Source organism: Bradyrhizobium iriomotense (genome assembly GCF_018129405.1).
Taxonomy (GTDB): Bacteria; Pseudomonadota; Alphaproteobacteria; order Rhizobiales; family Xanthobacteraceae; genus Bradyrhizobium; species Bradyrhizobium iriomotense_B.
This window is the reverse complement of sequence record NZ_JAFCLP010000005.1, coordinates 224,756-244,021: the sequence shown is the minus strand read 5'-3', so window position 1 is coordinate 244,021 and position 19,266 is coordinate 224,756. Positions and strand designations below refer to the sequence as shown.

The 19,266-nt window shown below is 64.5% G+C and carries 14 protein-coding genes; 13 read left to right on the top strand and 1 reads right to left on the bottom strand.

From position 1 onward, the window contains the following. Positions 1-147: 147 nt before the first annotated feature. The 3 genes from sthA (at position 148) to JQ592_RS14610 (ending at position 4,661) form a co-directional block, all read left to right on the top strand. The gene (gene sthA / locus JQ592_RS14620; protein WP_211403534.1) at positions 148-1,539 is read left to right on the top strand and encodes a Si-specific NAD(P)(+) transhydrogenase; all 1,392 of its coding nucleotides are present in this window, start codon (positions 148-150) and stop codon (positions 1,537-1,539) included. A 265-nt stretch (positions 1,540-1,804) separates the two neighbouring features. Continuing rightward, positions 1,805-3,040, top strand: coding sequence for an LLM class flavin-dependent oxidoreductase (locus tag JQ592_RS14615; protein ID WP_211403533.1), 1,236 nt, complete (start codon positions 1,805-1,807; stop codon positions 3,038-3,040). Positions 3,041-3,344: 304 nt separating this feature from the next. Further along, positions 3,345-4,661, top strand: a complete 1,317-nt coding sequence (locus tag JQ592_RS14610) for a cytochrome P450 (RefSeq protein ID WP_433996420.1) — start codon at positions 3,345-3,347, stop codon at positions 4,659-4,661. 105 nt (positions 4,662-4,766) lie between these two features. Here JQ592_RS14610 and JQ592_RS14605 read toward each other — a convergent pair whose 3' ends face one another. Then, complete coding sequence (locus tag JQ592_RS14605) at positions 4,767-5,606, bottom strand: SDR family NAD(P)-dependent oxidoreductase (RefSeq protein WP_211403531.1); 840 nt, start codon at positions 5,604-5,606, stop codon at positions 4,767-4,769. Positions 5,607-5,785: 179 nt separating this feature from the next. Here JQ592_RS14605 and JQ592_RS14600 point away from each other — a divergent pair, with 179 nt between their 5' ends. The 10 genes from JQ592_RS14600 to JQ592_RS14555 all read left to right on the top strand — a co-directional run bounded on the left by JQ592_RS14600 (position 5,786) and on the right by JQ592_RS14555 (position 19,117). After that, positions 5,786-6,751, top strand: a complete 966-nt coding sequence (locus JQ592_RS14600) for a sensor histidine kinase (RefSeq protein ID WP_211403530.1) — start codon at positions 5,786-5,788, stop codon at positions 6,749-6,751. Between the two features lie 209 nt (positions 6,752-6,960). Then, a complete protein-coding gene (locus JQ592_RS14595) occupies positions 6,961-8,697 on the top strand; it encodes a putative bifunctional diguanylate cyclase/phosphodiesterase (RefSeq protein ID WP_211403529.1) in 1,737 nt (578 codons plus the stop codon). Positions 8,698-8,949: 252 nt separating this feature from the next. Further along, positions 8,950-10,392, top strand: coding sequence for a sigma-54 interaction domain-containing protein (locus tag JQ592_RS14590; protein WP_211403528.1), 1,443 nt, complete (start codon positions 8,950-8,952; stop codon positions 10,390-10,392). 196 nt (positions 10,393-10,588) lie between these two features. Next, the gene (locus JQ592_RS14585; RefSeq protein ID WP_246820409.1) at positions 10,589-11,899 is read left to right on the top strand and encodes an MFS transporter; all 1,311 of its coding nucleotides are present in this window, start codon (positions 10,589-10,591) and stop codon (positions 11,897-11,899) included. A gap of 123 nt (positions 11,900-12,022) precedes the next feature. Further along, entirely contained in the window at positions 12,023-14,059 is a 2,037-nt protein-coding gene (locus JQ592_RS14580) for an acyl CoA:acetate/3-ketoacid CoA transferase (RefSeq protein WP_211403526.1), read from the top strand. Positions 14,060-14,165: 106 nt separating this feature from the next. Beyond that, positions 14,166-15,350: a substrate-binding domain-containing protein gene (locus JQ592_RS14575; protein ID WP_211403525.1), complete on the top strand. Its 1,185-nt coding sequence runs from the start codon at positions 14,166-14,168 to the stop codon at positions 15,348-15,350. Positions 15,351-15,544: 194 nt separating this feature from the next. Beyond that, a complete protein-coding gene (locus tag JQ592_RS14570; protein ID WP_211403524.1) occupies positions 15,545-16,309 on the top strand; it encodes an ABC transporter ATP-binding protein in 765 nt (254 codons plus the stop codon). Then, entirely contained in the window at positions 16,306-17,028 is a 723-nt protein-coding gene (locus JQ592_RS14565) for a branched-chain amino acid ABC transporter ATP-binding protein (protein ID WP_211403523.1), read from the top strand. The genes JQ592_RS14570 and JQ592_RS14565 overlap by 4 nt, the downstream gene beginning before the upstream one ends. Next, on the top strand, positions 17,025-18,035 hold the full coding sequence (locus JQ592_RS14560) for a branched-chain amino acid ABC transporter permease (RefSeq protein ID WP_211403522.1): 1,011 nt from the start codon (positions 17,025-17,027) through the stop codon (positions 18,033-18,035). Before JQ592_RS14565 ends, JQ592_RS14560 begins: the two co-directional genes overlap by 4 nt. Further along, the gene (locus JQ592_RS14555) at positions 18,032-19,117 is read left to right on the top strand and encodes a branched-chain amino acid ABC transporter permease (RefSeq protein WP_211403521.1); all 1,086 of its coding nucleotides are present in this window, start codon (positions 18,032-18,034) and stop codon (positions 19,115-19,117) included. The genes JQ592_RS14560 and JQ592_RS14555 overlap by 4 nt, the downstream gene beginning before the upstream one ends. The last annotated feature ends 149 nt before the right edge of the window (positions 19,118-19,266 follow it).

Genomic DNA, 19,266 nt, shown 5'->3' with positions numbered 1-19,266 from the left:
TCGCGCGAACCTTCAGGCATTTATTTGCGCACAAAGCTCGCAAATCGCAGTCGTCTGCGCGATTACCTCCGAGGTAGGCTTGCTGCTCTGGCCCGATTGCTGCATGTCGGTTCCCGCTGAATTTGCAGGGGCTCGGAAGCAAATCCGATGTACGACTACGACATGGTGGTGATCGGCTCGGGCCCGTCGGGGCGCCGGGCCGCAGTGCAATGTGCCAAGCTCGGCAAGGCCGTGCTGGTGGTGGAGAAAGGCCGACGGGTCGGCGGCGTCTCCGTCCACACCGGCACCATCCCCTCCAAGACGCTGCGCGAGACCGTGCTCAACCTGTCCGGCTGGCGCGAGCGCGGCTTCTACGGCCGCTCCTATCGGGTGAAGCAGGACATCGCGGCCAGCGACCTGATGATCCGGCTGCAGAAGACGCTCGATCACGAGGTCGAGGTTTTGGAGCATCAGTTCAGCCGCAACCTCGTGCGCACCGCCAATGGCGAGGCGCGTTTCGTCTCGCCGCACGAAGTGGAGATCACGAGCTCAATCGGCGAGACCAAGGTGGTGTCGGCCGCCTTCATCCTGATCGCCTGCGGCACACGCCCGTTCCGTCCCGACTATGTGCCGTTCGACGGCACCAGCGTGCTCGACAGCGACGAGATCATCGAGCTGCCAAAACTGCCGCGCAGCCTGGCGGTGATCGGCGCCGGCGTGATCGGCGTCGAATATGCCACCATCTTCAGCGCGCTCGACGTGCCTGTCACCCTGATCGAACCGCGGCCGACCTTTCTCGATTTCATCGACAAGGAATTGATCGACGAGTTCATGCACGAGCTGCGCGACCGCAATGTCGCCCTGCGGCTCGGCTCCAAGGTCAACTCGATCGAGAAGACGGCGCAAGGCGGCATCGTCACGCATTTGTCGGACGGGCGCCACGTCACCACGGAAATGCTGCTGTTCGCCGCAGGCCGCGTCGGCGCCACCGACCGGCTCAATCTCGAATCCGCCGGCATCGCGGTCGACCATCGCGGCCGCATCTCGGTCGATCCCGTGACCTTGCAGACCAGCGTGCCGCACATCTACGCCGCCGGCGACGTGATCGGCTTTCCGAGCCTTGCCTCGACGTCGATGGAGCAGGGCCGGGTCGCCGCCTGCCATGCGCTCGGCATGGAGCCCTTGGCGCCGCCGGAGTTCTTTCCCTACGGCATCTATTCGGTGCCGGAGATCTCCACCGCCGGCCTCACGGAAGAAGAGGTCCGCACGCGCGGCATTCCCTACGAGGTCGGCATCGCCCGCTTCCGCGAGACCTCGCGCGGCCATATCATGGGGCTGAACAGCGGCATGATGAAGATGATCTTTTCGACCAAGACGCGCCGCCTGCTCGGCGTCCACATCCTCGGCGAGGGCGCCACCGAGCTGATCCATATCGGCCAGGCCGTGCTGAACCTCAAAGGCGGAATCGACTATTTCATCCAGAACACGTTCAACTATCCGACACTGGCCGAGGCGTACAAGATCGCCGGCCTCGATGCGTGGAACAGGATGACGCGGTGATCCTTCACCTCTCCCCGCCTGCAGGGAGAGGTCGGATCGCTCTTGCGATCTGGGTGAGGGGGTACAGGTCCCACTGCTATCTCATCTGCGGAAAGAGGCCCCTCACCCCAACCCTCTCCCCGTAAGAACGGGGAGAGGGAGAAGAGGCACCGTCAGCACATAGCTGCATTCCGCCGCGCGGGACATCGCGCGATTGCGTTCGTCGTCTCTGGCACGTAGCCTCACGCCTACCCAACAAACAGAAAATTCAGCCGGAGAGAACGCCATGGCGCGCCTGAAATTCGGAGCCTTTCTTGCCCCGCATCACCCGATCGGCGAGCATCCGATGCTCCAGTTCCGGCGCGATCTCGACCTGGTCGAGCAGCTCGACGCGCTCGGCTATGACGAGTTCTGGTGCGGCGAGCATCATTCGTCCGGCTGGGAGATGATCGCTTCGCCCGAGATGTTTCTGGCCGCGGCCGGCGAGCGCACCAAGCGGATCAAGCTCGGCACCGGCGTCATCTCGCTGCCCTATCACCATCCCTTCAATGTTGCCCAGCGCATGGTGCAGCTCGACCACATGACCGGCGGCCGCGCCATCTTCGGCTCCGGTCCCGGCGCGCTGGCCTCCGACGCGCATACGCTCGGCATCGACCCGATGACGCAGCGCGACCGCCAGGACGAGGCGATCTCAGTGATCCGCCGCCTGTTCAACGGCGAGCGGGTCACGGCGAGGAGCGACTGGTTCACGATGAACGACGCCGCGCTGCAGATCCTCCCCTTGCAGGAGGAGATGCCGTTCGTGGTGGCGTCGCAGATCTCGCCCTCCGGCATGACGCTCGCCGGCAAGTACGGCATCGGCATCATCTCGCTGGGCTCGATGACGACGCAGGGCCTGATGTCGCTGCAGCAGCAATGGCAGTTCGCCGAGGATGCCGCCAAGAAGCACGGCACCACGGTGAACCGCGCCGACTGGCGCGTGCTGCTGACCTTCCATATCGCCGAGAGCCGCGAGCAGGCCCGCCGCGAAGCCGGCGCCGGGCTGATGCGCTGGCACAACGAATATAATGTCGGCACGCTGCAACGGCCGGGCTTGAGCGCGTTCTCCTCGCCGGATGAAGCCGTGGACAAGACCGCCTTCGTCGAGGGCGCCGCGTCCACCATCGGCACGCCCGACGATCTCGTCAAAACCATCAAGAACGTGATGGAGGTGTCCGGCGGCGTCGGCGCCATCATCGGCTTCGTGCACGACTGGGCCAATCCGGAAAATACACGCCGGAGCTGGGACATGGTGGCGCGCTATGTCGTGCCGGAGATCAACGGCTATATCGACTCCTTGCGCAAGTCGCAAAAATTCGTGATCGAGAACCGCGCGATTTTCGAGCGTGCGGGCCAGGCCGTGATGGCCAAGATCATGGAGAACGAGAAGGCCGCCGAGGCGCTGAAAGTGACCGGCCCCGGCCGCGTCGCCATTCCCGCCGTCAACGCGCCGGATCTGCAGAAGGAAGCGGCGAAGCGGTAGGACGCACTCGTCGTCCCGGCCTAGTGCGCAATTGCGCACGGGGGCCGGGACCCATAACCCCAGGGAGGAATTTGTTGCGAGCTGACAATCGCGAGTCGTCGCCAAACACAATTCGGTGGTTATGGGTCCCGGCCTTCGCCGGGACGACAACCGTGTGTGTGACGATTTTGTGCGCAAGACGACCGCAGCGTCATCGCGCGCGGATGTGCTATGTTGTTCGGGTCTGCCAACGGAGCAATCGTCATGTCGATGCAGGGCGGGTCCTCTCCCAAGGTTCCCCTTCGCGCCGCCCAGGCGTAACGAGCTGACGCACATTCCCGGCGACGAAGGCTTGCCGATCATCGGCAAGACGTTCCAACTACTGGCCGACCCCAAGGGTTTCATCGAGGCGTACGCCACGAAACACGGGCCCGTCTTTCGGACCCATTCCTTCGGCCAGACCAACGTCGTGCTGCTCGGGCCCGAGGCCAACGAGCTCGTGCTGTTCGACCAGCAAAAACTATTCTCGTCGACCCATGGCTGGAACCATGTGCTCGAATTGCTATTCCCGCGCGGCCTGATGCTGCTCGATTTCGACGAGCACCGCCTGCATCGCAAGGCGCTGTCTGTCGCGTTCAAGTCTGGACCGATGAAGTCTTATCTCGACAAGCTCGACAAGGGCATCGCAGAGCGGATCGCGCAGTGGAAGGCGAAGCCCGGCTTGATTCAGCTCTATCCGGCGATGAAGCAGTTAACGCTCGACCTCGCAGCAACATCGTTTCTCGGCGCCGATATCGGTCCCGAGGTCCAGGGGATCAACCGCGCCTTTGCTGACATGGTCGCGGCCTCTATCGCTCCGATCCGCCGCCCGTTGCCGGGCACGCAGATGGCGCGCGGTGTGGCTGGCCGCAAGCGCATCGTCGCCTATTTTCGCGAGCAGATTCCGCGTCGTCGCGCCAGGAGCGGCGGAGAGGATCTGTTCTCACAGCTCTGCCACGCGACCCACGAGGATGGCGCGCTGCTGTCCGAGCAGGACGTCATCGACCACATGAGTTTCCTGATGATGGCCGCACACGACACGCTGACCTCGTCGCTGACCTCCTTCATCGGCGAGCTCGCCGCCAACCCGGACTGGCAGGACAGGCTGCGCGCGGAGGTTCTGGCGCTCGGACTTGCTCCTGGTGTCCCCAGCAGCTTCGACGATCTCGAAAAAATGCCTCTGTCGGAAATGGCATTTAAGGAGTCGCTAAGGATCAGGCCACCGGTGCCCTCGTTACCGCGCTATGCCATGCGTGATTTCACCTTCATGGGATACCCCGTTCCTGCCGGGACCCGGATCGGCGTCAACCCGCTGTACACGCATCACATGAAGGACATCTGGCCCGAGCCGGACCGCTTCGATCCCCTGCGTTTCACCGAGGAAGCCCAGCGTGGCCGCCACCGCTTCGCCTTCGTGCCGTTCGGCGGCGGCGCGCATATGTGCCTTGGCCTGCACTTCGCCTATATGCAGGCGAAATGCTTCGCGCGGCACTTTTTGCAGAACATCGAGGTGTCGCTGGAAGAGGGCTACAAGCCCGACTGGCAGATGTGGCCGATCCCGAAGCCGCGGGATGGGTTGCGGGTGACGGTGAGGGCGGTGTGAACTAGCACGCCGTCATTCCGGGGCCCACGAAGTGCGAACCCGGAATCTCGAGGTTCCGGGTTCGATGCTTCGCATCGCCCCGGAACGACGACAGATAATCCGCTCCTACGCCCCCGGATCGAACGCCTTGCGCAGCGCCGACAAGCCCTGCTGCTGCTGGCTCCAGTTGCGGCCGCCGGTGACGGCGCCGTCGACGACGAGATCGTGGCCGTTGACGAAGCTGGATTCGTCGCTCGCCAGGAACACCGCGGCCTGCGCGATGTCGTCAGGAAGGCCGGCGCGCGGGATCGGCTGGGCGGTCTTGAAGACCTCGCGCATCACCGCCGGCGTCGCCTCCGCGGCGTCGGTCGAGAGCCCCAGCGCCTTGCCGAAAATGCCGGTCGCGATCGCGCCGGGCGAGATCGAGTTGACGCGCACATTGGACTCGCCGAGCTCCATCGCCACGCATTTGGTGAGATGAATCACCGCAGCCTTGGCCGCGCCATAGACGATCGACGAGGAGAAGCCGGCAAGACGGCCTGCGATGCTGCCATTGTTGATGATGCTGCCAAAACCCTGCTTCTTCATGTAGGGCGCGGCGTGCTTCATGCCGAGCATGACGCTGCGCACCAGCGTCGCCATCGCCGCGTCGAAGCGCTCGACTTCGAGACCCTCGATGCCACCGGTCTGCGCCGGGCCGCCGGCATTGTTGAACAGGCAATCGATGCGGCCGAACTTCTCCACCGCGAGCGCGATCAGCGCCTGCATCTGCGCTTCGACCGTCACGTCGGTCTGGAGGAAGACGCAGTTGGCCCCGAGCTGCCGCGCCAGTGCCTCGCCCTCCGGCATGCGCCGCCCGGCGATCACAATTTTGGCACCTTCGGCAACGAAGACTTCCGCAGTCCGCAATCCGATCCCGCTCGTCGCGCCCGTGATCACCGCCACCTTGCCGTCCAGCCTGCCCATGGAATGTCCCTGCTCTCGAACCCCTTGACGCCAAACGGCGAACACCGATCGACGACGGCACCGCGACAGTCGGCGCCGCGACGATCACTATTCCTGCCGGCTTGCGACAAGGCAAGCTTTGCTTGCGCGCCCGACATGCGTAACATTCGAGGCGAACGCACGTCGCAACCGGGCTGCGCATGGAGAAGCTGATCGAGGAGTTCCGCAAGGGCTGGCAGGGCGTGGCACCGCCGTCGCTCGGCCTCAGCATTGCCTTTGCGATCGCCTGCCTGCTGATTGCGACGCTGGCGCGCTGGGGCCTCGCGCAGGTCCGGCCCGACGTCTATTTCACCCCGTATTTTCCGGCCGTGTTCTTTGCCACCGCTTTCGGAGGTTTTCGGATCGGCATCGTGACGGCGATCATCGGCGGCGTGCTCGGCGTGGTCCTGAATTTCAGCGATGCCATTGCCGACAACGCCCGCTTTGCCCTGCTGGCGCTGTACTGGGCGGTCTGCGCGCTCACGATCTGGGGCGTCGAGCATTATCGGACGCTGCTGGTCGAGCAGCGCCGGATCTCCAAGCGCCTGATTGAAGAAGAAGAGTATCGCAAACTCCTGGTCGACGAGCTCCAGCATCGGCTGAAGAACAAGCTCTCGACCGTGCACGCGGTGATTCATCAGGTGCTGCACGACCAGCCGCAGGTCTGGGCCCGGATCGATCCGCGGCTGCGCTCGCTGGCCGCGACCGACGATCTGATCTCGCGGATCGACAAGGGGGGCTGCGATATCCGCGACCTCTTGATCGCCGAGCTTGGGCCTTACGGCCATGTCCGCTTCACCCTCAACGGCGACCGGCTATTCCTGCCGCCGAAGCTCGCGGTCACGCTGTCATTGATGTTTCACGAGCTCGCCACCAATGCAGGCAAGTATGGCGCGTTCTCCGCGCCGCGCGGTCTGTTGCAGGTGTCATGGACTGTCAGCGAGGACCGCCTGACCGTCACCTGGGACGAAACCGAAGGGCCGAGCGTGGACAAGGTGTCCGAGCCCGGCTTCGGCACCAAGCTGCTGAAATCGGCACTGTCGGCCTTCGATGGCAGGACCGAGCTCTCCTATCTCAAGTCCGGGCTACATTGCATCATGCAATGCCGCATCCCCAAGAGCGGCTAGACTCGAAGACAAGCGAAAGCGATCCGCGCACTCCGCTCGCAGCTTCGCATGTGCCGTTGACCCTCTGTTAATGACGATTTTCTGCGCGCGTCGCATCGCCGCAAAACACCCCCGTATTTCTCCGTACCCCTTAACCAAACTTAAGAGGGAACTGCGCATGATTGCGTGCATTGCAAAGGCGCGCCGAAACAACAAGATTCATGACTTCTATGAACGACAACCAATATTCCGGCGCGAATGAAGCCGAACTCGGATTTCTCAAGGAAATCGTTAGAATGCTGCCGGCCGGCCTGACCGTGCAGGACGCCCATGGCGAGCTTCTGCTGGTTAACGATGCTGCAGCCGCCCAGCTCGGCATGGACGGCAGCCGTCCCTCGCCTGATCTGGCGCCGCGCCGCGAAGCCTGCCGCAAGGCGCTGAGCGCCGGCCAGCCCGTCGTCACCGAGGAAGCACTTCACGACGGCGCCGCGCGCCAGGTGCTGCTCACGACCCATCGTCCCGTTCGCCTCGCCGGACGCGAGCTCTTGATCTCGGCCTCCTCCGACATCACCGAGCAGAAGAATTTCGAGGACCAGCTGTTCCGTTCGGCCTATTTCGACGAGCTGACCGGCCTGCCCTCGCGACGCGTGATCGAGCATCGCGCCAACAGCCTGCTCGCGCGCGATCGCAGCAGTGAACGCTTCGCGCTCGCCTTTCTCGACGTCGACAATTTCAAGCACATCAACGACTATTACGGCCACGCCGTGGGCGATGCGCTGCTGGTCGAGCTGTCCAAGCGGCTCGGGCGGGACCTGCGCGATTCCGACATGCTGTCGCGCATCTCCGGCGACGAATTCCTGCTGCTGCTCTCTCCGATCCAGAGCCAGGAGGAAGTCGCCGAGTTCATGCAATCGACGCTGGAGCGGCTGACCGCGCCGTTCTTCATCGACCATTCGGAGGTCTTCGCCTCGACCTCGGTCGGCATCAGCCTCTATCCCGACCACGGGCGCAGCTTCGAGACGCTGCGGCAGAACGCCGACATCGCGATGTACCGCATCAAGAACAACGGCAAGGGACTGGCCGCGTTCTTCGACGCCAGCATGGAGCGCGAGGCGCTGGCGCGGAGCAAGATCGAGCAGTCGCTGCGGCTCGCCATCCTGGAAAAGCGCTTCTGTTGCGCCTTCCAGTCCAAGGTCGACATCCGCACGCAGGCCGTGAAGGGCATCGAGGCCCTGGTGCGCCTGCGCGACGACGAAGGCGTGATCCAGGCTCCGGGCTCGTTCATCAACCTCGCCGGCGAGCTCGGGCTGATCGACGAGCTGACCCATCTCGTGCTCGCCGAGATCGTCAAGTCGATCGACCTGATCAACGACACCTTCGGCGCGGAAGCGACCATCAGCATCAACGTCGCCGCCAAGCAAGCCGGCAATCCCGAGTTCATGCGCAGCTTCGCGCGGGCGCTGGAGGGGACCGGCTTTCCCCAGCGCTTCATGATCGAGGTGACGGAAGACGCTTTCGTCGCCAAGAATCACTTCCAGGCCGAGATCCTGCCGATGTTCCGCAAGCTCGGCGTCGGCATCTCCATCGACGATTTCGGCACCGGCTATTCCTCGCTCTCGGCGCTCGCCGACATCACGGCGGACGAGATCAAGATCGACCGCTCCTTCATCACGGACATCCACAAGCGCCCGCGCAGCCAGGGCATCTTGCGCGCGATCGAATCCTTGAGCGAAGCGCTCGGCATCACCGTGATCGCCGAGGGCCTCGAATCCTACGAGGAGCTGGCCTATCTGCAGGCGGCGACCAAGATCCGCTACGCGCAGGGCTATTACTTCTCTCGCCCGATCTTCCTGGAGGAGCTGAAGCTCGCAACCCCCGCCTCCAGCGAAGCCCGCGGCAGCGTCGCCAGCCGCCCCCTGCAGCAGAACCGCCAGGGCTATTCGCGCGCGAGCGGGTATCGAAGGTAGGCCGACGGCGGCGCAACAATCTCCGTGTCGTCCTGGCGAAAGCCAGGACCCATTACCCCGGTCGAATGTCGTGGCGCGCGATGGCAACCGCGAGTCTTCGTCAAACTGCTTCCTGGGGTAATGGGTCCTGGATCGGCGCTGCGCTTGTCCAGGACGACGGCTGAGAACGAGTCGCGAAGCAAGCCCTCAATTCCCCCTTTGAAATTGCTGGTCTTTTGGTAATACACAGGCGGGCTTCCCGCGAGGCACGCCATGTCCGTCCCCACTTCTGCCGTCAGCGATCCCGTCTATCTCCGTGCGCGCGCGATGGTGACGCTGTTCGAGCGGCTGGAGAACCTCTGCGAAGGCGCGATTGCGATCGATCGCGGCGGGCGCGTCGTCTACGTCAACGAGAAATATCTGGCCTCGCTCGGCCTCAGGCATACGGCGGAAGCGATCGGCCGGCCGATCGAGGAGATCATTCCGAACAGCCTGATGCGGAAGGTGGCCGAGACCGGCGAGCCGATCCTGCTCGACATCATGGAGCTCGGCGGCGAGCAGCTCGTGGTGACGCGCATGCCGATCGAGGACGAGAACCGGAAAGTCATCGGCGCGATCGGCTTCGTGCTCTATGACCATCTGGAAAGCCTCAAGCCGCTGCTCGCCCGCGTCGCGCAGCTGGAGAGCGATTTGCGGCTGGCGCGACGGCAATTGTCCAACGCCCGCGCGGCACGCTTCACCTTCGCCGACTTCGTCGGCACGACGCCGGGAATCGCGCAGGCCAAGGAGCTCGCAGGCCGCGCCGCGCGGCAGAGCGTCACGGTGCTGCTCACCGGCGAGACCGGAACGGGTAAGGAAATGCTGGCGCAGGCGATCCACAACGCCTCCGCCCGCGCCGACAAGCCGTTCGTCAGCGTCAATGTCGCCGCGATCCCGGAAACGCTGATCGAGTCCGAATTCTTCGGCACCGCGCCCGGCGCCTATACCGGCGCCGACCGCAAAGGGCGCGAGGGCAAATTCCGGATCGCCGACGGCGGCACGCTATTCCTCGACGAGATCGGCGAGATGCCGCTGCAGCTCCAGGCCAAGCTCCTGCGCGTGCTGCAGGAGCGCGAGATCGAGCCGCTCGGCTCGGACAAGATCAGCAAGGTCGACGTCCGCGTCATCGCGGCGACCAATGTGGACCTGCGCAAGCGCGTCAGCGACGGCGCATTTCGCGCCGATCTCTACTATCGCCTCAACGTGCTCTCGGTGGACCTGCCGCCGCTGCGTCAGTGCCTCGACGATCTCCCCGACATCTGCGCCCGGCTGCTCGACGACATCAGCGTGTCCGGCGACTACGTCAAGGCCAAGATCACGCCGAGCGCGCTTGCCGCACTCGCCCGCTATGATTGGCCGGGCAATGTCCGCGAGCTCCGCAACATCCTCGAGCGCGCGCTGATCCTCAGCGATTCCGGGCGGCTGACCGGCGACGACTTCGTCCGCATTCTTCCTGTTGGCGCCGAGGTCAGGCTTGCACCGCCCGAGCGCCCGGCCGGTCTCGTCGTGCCCTATGCCGAGGCCGAGGCCGAATTCGAGAAGCACACGCTCGAGCAGGCGCTCGCCGCCAGCAACGGCCAGATCTCGGAAGCCGCAAAGATGCTGCGGATCTCGCGTGCGACCTTCTACAAGAAGCTCGCCAAGTTCGGCCTCGCTTCAGGACCGGCCTCCGTCTGAGTTTCGAGACTCGCTTTGTCCAGAGTCTCGGAATCCTGACACGCGACCTGGCCGCTCTTTCCGGAAGCATTCGCTGAATCTGCTGGGTTTTCAGCCAATTTGCGCAAAGCTGTGGCATCTGGCGCGGAGCTTGCTCTTCGCTTTTGCACAATGACGCATGCTGCACATGCGCATTCGCAACCAGGGAGGACGCAAGATGAGTGAAGCGATCTCGGTCCATCAGCTTCAGACGAGACAGCCCTCGCACGTCACGGTCGCCACCGCGAGCCTGATCGGCACGGCGATCGAGTGGTACGACTTCTTCCTCTACGGCACCGCCGCGGCGCTGATCTTCAACAAGCTGTTCTTTCCGACCTTCGACCCCATGATGGGAACGCTGCTGGCTTTCGCCACCTATGCGCTCGGATTCATCGCGCGGCCGCTCGGCGGCGTCGTGTTCGGGCATTACGGCGACAAGATCGGCCGCAAGACCATGCTCTATCTGACGCTGCTGATCATGGGCGCGGCGACGGCGGCGATCGGCTTCCTGCCGACCTACGAGACCGCCGGCATCTGGGCCGCGATCCTGCTCGTCACCTGCCGGCTGATCCAGGGCTTTGGCCTCGGCGGCGAATGGGGCGGCGCGGTGCTGATGGCGGTCGAGCATGCGCCTGCGGACAAGAAGGGCTTCTATGGAAGCTGGCCGCAACTCGGCGCGCCGCTCGGCCTCGTGCTCGGCACGCTGGTATTCTCGGTGGTGTCCGCGATGCTGACCGACGCGCAGCTCTATGCCTGGGGCTGGCGCATCCCGTTCCTGTTCTCGATCGCGCTGGTGCTGGTCGGCCTGTGGATCCGCTTCACCATCGCGGAATCGCCGGAGTTCCAGAAGGTCAAGGACACCAAGCAGGAAGTGAAGATGCCGATCCTCGAGGCGATCCGCATGTATCCCAAGAACATCCTGCTCGCGATGGGCGCGCGCTTCGCCGAAAACGGCTTCTTCTACATCTACGCGACCTTCGTGCTCGCCTATGCCACGCAATCGCTCGGCATGAACAAGCAGGACATGCTCAACGGCGTGCTGATCGGCGCGGCGATCGAGACCTTCACCATCCCCGCCTTCGGCGCGCTCTCCGACCGCCTCGGGCGGCGGCCGATCTACATCTTCGGCGCGGTGTTCTCGGCGCTGATGTCGTTCCCGCTGTTCATGCTGCTTTCGACCAAGAACCCGCAATATGCCTGGATCGCGATCGTGCTGGGCCTCGCCGTCGGCCATGCCGCGATGTACGGGCCGCAGGCGAGCTTCCTGTCGGAGCTGTTCGGCACCAAGGTGCGCTATAGCGGCGTCTCCCTCGGCTACAACCTCGCCTCGATCTTCGCCGGTGCACTGTCGCCGCTGATCGCGACGGGATTGATGACGGCCTATGCCCCGGCGACCTGGCCGATCTCGCTCTACATGATCGCGCTGGCGCTGATCACCGTCGTCTCGGTCTATTTCGCCACCGAGACCCGCAAGGTCGCCCAGCCCTGAACGGGCTGAGCGCGGCCCCCCGCGACGCCGGAGCGGCTGGTCGCCAGCCGCTCCACGCGATAGGAATAGAGGCAAGCGAGAAGAACGGGCATGCGGTCCGCAACAGACATGGGAGGGAATGCCATGAGCCAGCATCCTGCCTTGCCCTATTTGCGCAACGCCGAGAAGGGCAAAGTCGTCACCGCGGCGGAAGCTGTCATGCTGATCCGTGACGGCGACACGGTGGCCACCGGCGGTTTCGTCGGCATCGGCTTTGCCGAGGAGATCGCGATTGCACTGGAGGAGCTCTATCTTTCCAACGAAGGCGATGCGCCCTACACGCAAGGAAAGCCGCGCAATCTGACGCTGGTCTATGCGGCCGGCCAGGGCGACGGCAAGCACCGCGGCCTCAATCATCTCGCGCATGAAGGGCTGGTCCGGCGCGTGATCGGCGGACACTGGGGCCTTGCGCCCAAGCTACAGCAGCTCGCCATCGCGGGCCAGATCGAGGCCTATAATCTGCCGCAGGGGGTGATCACGCACCTGTTCCGCGACATCGCGGCGCGCCGGCCCGGTCACGTCACCCGCGTCGGCATGGGCACCTTCGTCGATCCCCGGCATGGCGGCGGCAAGCTGAATGCACGCACCACCGAGGACATGGTGGAGCTGATCACGCTGCGCGGCGAGGAGTGCCTGCTCTACAAGACGTTCCCGATCGATGTCGGGATCATCCGCGCCACCACAGGCGATCCCGACGGCAACCTCACCATGGAGAAGGAGGCGCTGACGCTGGAGGCGCTCGCCATCGCCATGGCGGCGCACAATTCCGGCGGCATCGTCATCGCCCAGGTCGAGCGCGTCGCCGAAAGCGGCAGCCTCAATCCGCGCCAGGTCAAGATCCCCGGCATCCTCGTCGACTGTGTCGTCGTGTCGAGACCTGAGAACCACTGGCAGACCTTCGGCACGCAATACAATCCGGCGTTCTCGAGCGAGATCCGCGTCCGCGCCGCTTCGCTACCCGTGATGCCGGTCAGCGAGCGCAAGATCATCGCCCGGCGCGCCGCCCTGGAGCTCAAGGCCAACAGCGTCGTCAATCTCGGCATCGGCATGCCCGAGGGCATCGCCTCGGTCGCCAATGAAGAGCGGATCATCGACCTCATCACGCTGACGGCGGAGCCGGGCGTGATCGGCGGCATCCCGGCGAGCGGCATCGATTTCGGCGCGGCGATCAACACCCAGGCGGTGATCGACCAGCCCTATCAGTTCGACTTCTACGACGGCGGCGGTCTCGATGCCGCCTTCCTCGGCCTCGCCCAGGTCGACCGCGCCGGCAATCTCAATGTCAGCAAGTTCGGGCCGAAGCTTGCGGGTGCCGGCGGCTTCATCAACATCAGCCAGAACGCCAAGGAGATCGTCTTCGTCGGCACGTTCGGCGCGGGCAAGCAGCGCATCGCGGTGAACGACGGGAAGCTCGTCATCCTCGACGAGGCCAAATCACGCAAGTTCGTCGACAAGGTCGAGCACGTGACCTTCAGCGGCCCGTTCGCCGCCGCGCGCAAGCAACGCACGCTCTATATCACCGAACGCTGCGTGTTCGAGCTACGGCCGGACGGGCTCGAGCTCACCGAGGTCGCACCCGGCATCGACATCGAGCGCGACATCCTGCGCCTGATGGATTTCAAGCCGCTGATCCCGCGCGACCCTGCCCTGATGGACGCCCGCATCTTCCGCGACGGCCCCATGGAGCTGCGCGAGCGCCTGCTCACCATCCCGCTCGACCAGCGCTTCACGCTGGACGAGCGGCAGAACCTGTTCTTCGTCAATCTGGAGCGCTATCCGCTGCGCAGCAAGGCGGAGATCGACACCATCGCTGATATCGTCGAGGCGAGGCTCGCACCGCTCGGCCGCCGGGTCTACGCCATCGTCAATTATGACAATTTTTCCATCCTGCCGGAGCTGATGGACGATTATTCAGCCATGGTGCGCAGCCTGGTCGACCGCTTCTATTCCGGCGTGTCGCGCTACACCACGTCGGGCTTCCTGCGCATCAAGCTTGGCGAAGCCCTGGAGAAGCGCGGCGTCGCGCCGCATATTTTCGAGAGCGCGGAGGAAGCGCAGTCGGATCGACGTCAGGCCGAGGGGGCCGAATTATCGCCCACCATGCGGCGGGCCCAAAAATGATGCATGCTCGAAAAGGCCGACACGCTCGGCCGGAGGTTCAATTGCAATGTTCGTAGTGTTGTGCAAATCGCTGTTATCGAGAAACTTTGAATCAGGAGGGACCATCGTGCGTCGATCATTCATCATAACAACAACCATCCTCGCCCTCGCCGCGAGCACCTCCGCACGGGCCGACGACCTCAAGGTCGCGCTGATCTACGGCAAGACCGGTCCGCTGGAAGCCTATGCCAAGCAGACCGAGACCGGCCTGCAGATGGGTTTTGAATACGCCACCAAGGGCACCATGACGCTCGACGGTCGCAAGATCGTCATCATCACCAAGGACGACCAGGGCAAGCCGGACCTTGCCAAGGCCGCGCTCGCGGAAGCCTATCAGGACGACAAGGCCGACATCGCCATCGGCACGACCTCGTCGGCCGCGGCGCTCGCGATTCTCCCGGTCGCCGAAGAGAACAAGAAGATCCTGATCGTCGAGCCCGCCGTCGCGGACCAGATTACCGGCGAGAAGTGGAATCGCTACATCTTCCGCACCGCGCGCAACTCCTCGCAGGACGCGATCTCCAACGCGGTCGCGATCGGCAAGCAGGGTGTCACCGTCGCGACGCTGGCGCAGGACTACGCCTTCGGCCGCGACGGCGTCGCTGCCTTCAAGGAGGCGCTGGCCAAGACCGGCGCGACGCTGGCTGCGGAAGAATATGCCCCCACCTCGACCACCGACTTCACCGCGGTCGGCCAGCGCCTGTTCGACGCGCTGAAGGACAAGCCGGGCCGCAAGGTGATCTGGGTAATCTGGGCCGGCGCCGGCAATCCGCTGGCGAAACTCCAGGACATGGACCCGAAGCGCTACGGCATCGAGCTGTCCACCGGCGGCAACATCCTGCCGGCGCTCGCCGCCTATAAGAGCCTGCCCGGCATGGAAGGCGCGACCTATTACTTCTATGAGATCCCGAAGAACCCCGTGAACGACTGGCTGGTCGCCGAGCACCAGAAGCGCTTCAAGGCGCCGCCGGACTTCTTCACCGCCGGCGGTTTCGCGGCCGCGATGTCCGTCGTCGCCGCCGTCACCAAGGCGAAGTCGACCGACACCGAGAAGCTGATCACGGCGATGGAAGGCCTGGAGTTCGACACGCCGAAGGGCAAGATGGTGTTCCGCAAAGAAGACCATCAGGCGCTGCAGAGCATGTATCACTTCAAGGTCAAGGTCGATCCGAACGTCGCCTGGGCCGTGCTCGAGCCGGTGCGCGAGCTGAAGATCGAGGACATGGACGTTCCGGTTAAGAACAAGCGGTGAGCGCTTCACCTCTCCCATAGGGAGAGGTCGCGCCCACCGGGTCGCGCCGAAGGCGCGCCCGATGACAGGCTCCAGCGCGGGTGAGGGGTCCCGCCCCCACGTGGGACCTGAGTCCCCTCACCCGATTTGCTGCGTAAATCGACCTCTCCCCTCCGGGGAGAGGTGTATCGTCCCAGTCGAGACACCTTACGATCATGACGCTCACCCTCGAAACCCGTGACCTCACCATCCGCTTCGGCGGACATGTCGCGGTCAACAACGTCACCTGCACGTTCCGCCCGGGCGAGCTCACCGCCATCGTCGGGCCGAACGGCGCCGGCAAGACCACCTATTTCAACCTGATCTCGGGCCAGCTGCGCGCATCGAGCGGCAGCATTTTGTTCGACGGCACCGACATCACCCAGCATTCGGCGCCGCTGCGGACCCGTGCGGGTCTCGGACGCGCGTTCCAACTGACAAATCTGTTTCCGAATCTCACCGTGGAGGAGAACGTCCGCCTCGCGGTGCAGGCGGCGAACGGCACGCATTACGACATGCTGCGGCCCTGGATGGTGCGCCGCGACCTGATCGCGCGCGCCGACGCCATCCTCGACCAGGTCGCGCTCGGCAATCGTCGCGGCGTCGCCGCGACCGCGCTGTCGCATGGCGACCAGCGCAAGCTCGAGGTGGCGCTGATGATCGCGCTGGAGCCGAAAGTGTTCATGTTCGACGAGCCGACCGCAGGCATGAGCATCGACGAGGTGCCTGTCGTCCTCAACCTGATCGCGCAGCTCAAGCAGGACAGGAGCAAGATCATTCTTCTCGTCGAGCACAAGATGAACGTGGTGCGCTCGCTCGCCGACCGCATTATCGTGCTGCATAACGGACAACTCGTTGCAGATGGTCCGCCGGCCGAGGTGATCGCCTCGCCGATCGTGCAGGAGGCCTATCTCGGCGTAGCCCCGAAGAGCGCAGCATGAGCGATCTCTTAAAACTCTCGGGCGTGCACACCCATATCGGGCGCTATCACATCCTTCAGGGCATCGATCTCGCCGTCCCGCAAGGACAGGTCACGATGCTGCTCGGCCGCAACGGCGCCGGCAAGACCACGACGCTGCGCACCATCATGGGCTTGTGGCAGGCCTCGAGCGGTGAGATCACCCTCGCCGGCGAGCACATCGAGAGCCGCGCCACGCCCGACATCGCCCGGCTCGGCGTCGGCTACGTGCCGGAGAGCATGGCGGTGTTCTCCGACCTGACGGTGAAGGAGAATCTGGTGCTCGCGGCCCGTGACGGGCCGCTCGACGACGCCCAGCTCGACTGGATTTTTGGCTTCTTCCCGGCGCTGCGCCGGTTCTGGCTGTCGCGGGCGGGTAGCCTCTCGGGCGGGCAAAAGCAGATGTTGTCCATCGCGCGCGCCATCATCGAGCCGCGCAAGCTGCTCTTGATCGACGAGCCGACCAAGGGGCTGGCACCGGCCATCGTGATGGCGCTGATCGAGTGCCTGAAGGAAATCAAGCGCAAGGGCGCAACAATTCTTCTGGTCGAACAGAATTTCTTTGCCGCCCGCGAGCTCGGCGACAGCGTGCTGGTGATGGACAACGGCACCATCGTTCATCGCGGCGAGATGGCGGCGCTCGCCGCCGACGTGCCGCTGCAGGAGCGGCTGCTCGGCCTGAGCCTGGAGGCGCATCAGTGACTGACCTTGCTGCAACCGATCCACTGCCGAAACCGAAGCGCGACATCGCGCCGGTCCTGCTGCCGATCGCGCTCGCGCTTCTGATGATCCCGCTGATCGGATCGACCAGCTCCTGGCTGACCTTGACCGTCGCGAGCCTCGCCATGGGCATGATGATCTTCATCATGGCCTCAGGGCTAACGCTGGTGTTCGGCCTGATGGACGTGCTCAATTTCGGCCATGGCGCCTTCATTGCCGTCGGAGCCTATGTCGCAACGCTGGTGCTGGCGCCGTTCGCAGCGTCCATCCAGGCGGATTCGCTCTGGATGAACCTCGCGGTGCTCGCTCCGGCCGCGCTGCTCTCGATGGCGGTGTCAGGCGCGCTCGGCCTCGTCGTCGAGCGCGTGCTGATCCTGCCGGTCTATGGCCAGCATCTGAAGCAGATCCTGATGACCACGGGCGGCCTGATCGTGGCCGAGCAGACGCTCTATGCGCTGTGGGGACCACAGATCATCCCGATGCCGCTGCCCGCCTCGCTGCGCGGCTCCTTCATCCTCGGCGACGTCGCCATCGCCAAATACCGTGTGCTGGCGATGCTGATCGGGCTTGCCGTCTTCATCGCGATCCAGCTCGTGCTCAACCGCACCAAGCTCGGCCTTCTGATCCGTGCCGGTGTCGAGAACCGCGAGATGGTCGAGGCGCTCGGCTATCGCATCCGCCGCCTGTTCCTCGGCGTGTTCATGACGGGATCGGCGCTGGCCGGCCTCGGCGGCGTGATGTGGGCGCTCTATCGCGAGCAGGTCCACGCCTCCATGAGCGACGACCTCACCGTCCTGATCTTCATCGTCGTCATCATCGGCGGCTTAGGGTCGATCGGCGGCTGCTTCATCGGCGCGATCCTCGTCGCCATGGTCGCCAATTACGGCGGCTTCCTGGTGCCGAAGCTCGCCCTCGTCTCCAACATCCTGCTGATGGTCGCCATTCTGATGTGGCGGCCGCGCGGCCTCTATGCGGTGACCAGCCGATGATGATGCTCTCGGGCGATCCGCCGCGGAGCCGTGTGCTCACGCTCCTTCTCGTTGTCATCATCCTGGCGCTGGCGGCGACGCCGTTCCTGTTCCCGGGCGCCAAGGCGCTGAACGTCGCGGCCAAGATCTGCGTCTTCGCCGCGCTGGTCGCCTCCTACGATTTGCTGCTCGGCTATACCGGCTCGGTATCGTTTGCCCACACCATGTTCTATGGCATCGGCAGCTACGCCATCGCCATCGCGCTGTACGGCATGGGGCCGAACTGGGCCGCGGTCGCAACCGGCATTGTCACCGGCCTGCCGCTCGCCGCGCTGCTTGCGCTCGCCATCGGCCTGTTCTCGCTGCGGGTGGCCGCGATCTTCTTTGCCATGATCACGCTCGCGGTCGCCTCCGCCTTCCAGGTCCTCGCCTCGCAGCTCTCCTGGCTGACCGGCGGTGAGGACGGGCGCAGCTTCCAGCTGCCGGAGCTGCTGCGCCCCGGCACGGTGCTGATCTCCAAGAACCTGTTCGGCTTCGAGATCAACGGCCGCATCCTGACCTTCTACCTGGTGTTCGCGATCTCGGCGCTGATGATCCTCGCTCTGTTGCGGGTGGTGAACTCGCCGTTCGGCCGCGTGCTGCAGGCGATCCGCGAGAACCGCTTTCGCGCCGAGGCGCTCGGCTTCCGCACCGTCTTCCACTTGACCTACGCCAACTGCCTCGCCGCGCTGGTTGCCGCCAGCGCCGGCATTTTGAACGCGCTGTGGCTGCGCTATGCAGGTCCCGACACTTCGCTCAGCTTCTCCATCATGCTGGACATCCTGCTGATGGTGGTGATCGGCGGCATGGGCACGATCTACGGTGCGATCATCGGCGCCACCATCTTCATCCTCGCGCAGAACTATCTGCAGTCGCTGATGGGCGTCGCCTCCAAGGCGGCGTCGGAAGCCGGCCTGCCGCTGCTGCCGGGGCTGCTGCATCCCGACCGCTGGCTGCTGTGGCTCGGGCTGCTCTTCATCGCCAGCGTCTACTTCTTTCCGACCGGCGTGGTCGGACGGCTGCGCCATGGCGGCGGCAAGAAGACCGCGGGCCCCTCGCATTAAGCATCGATTAATGATGCAGCGCAGCGGTTGCCGCGGACGCAGCGCAACCGCGACGTGCTTCGCGTCCGGCGCCATATGGACACGCCAGCGCAACCTGATTTAATCCTTAGGTAACTGGTTTTCCTAAGCTTTGCGCCATTTGTGAGGTG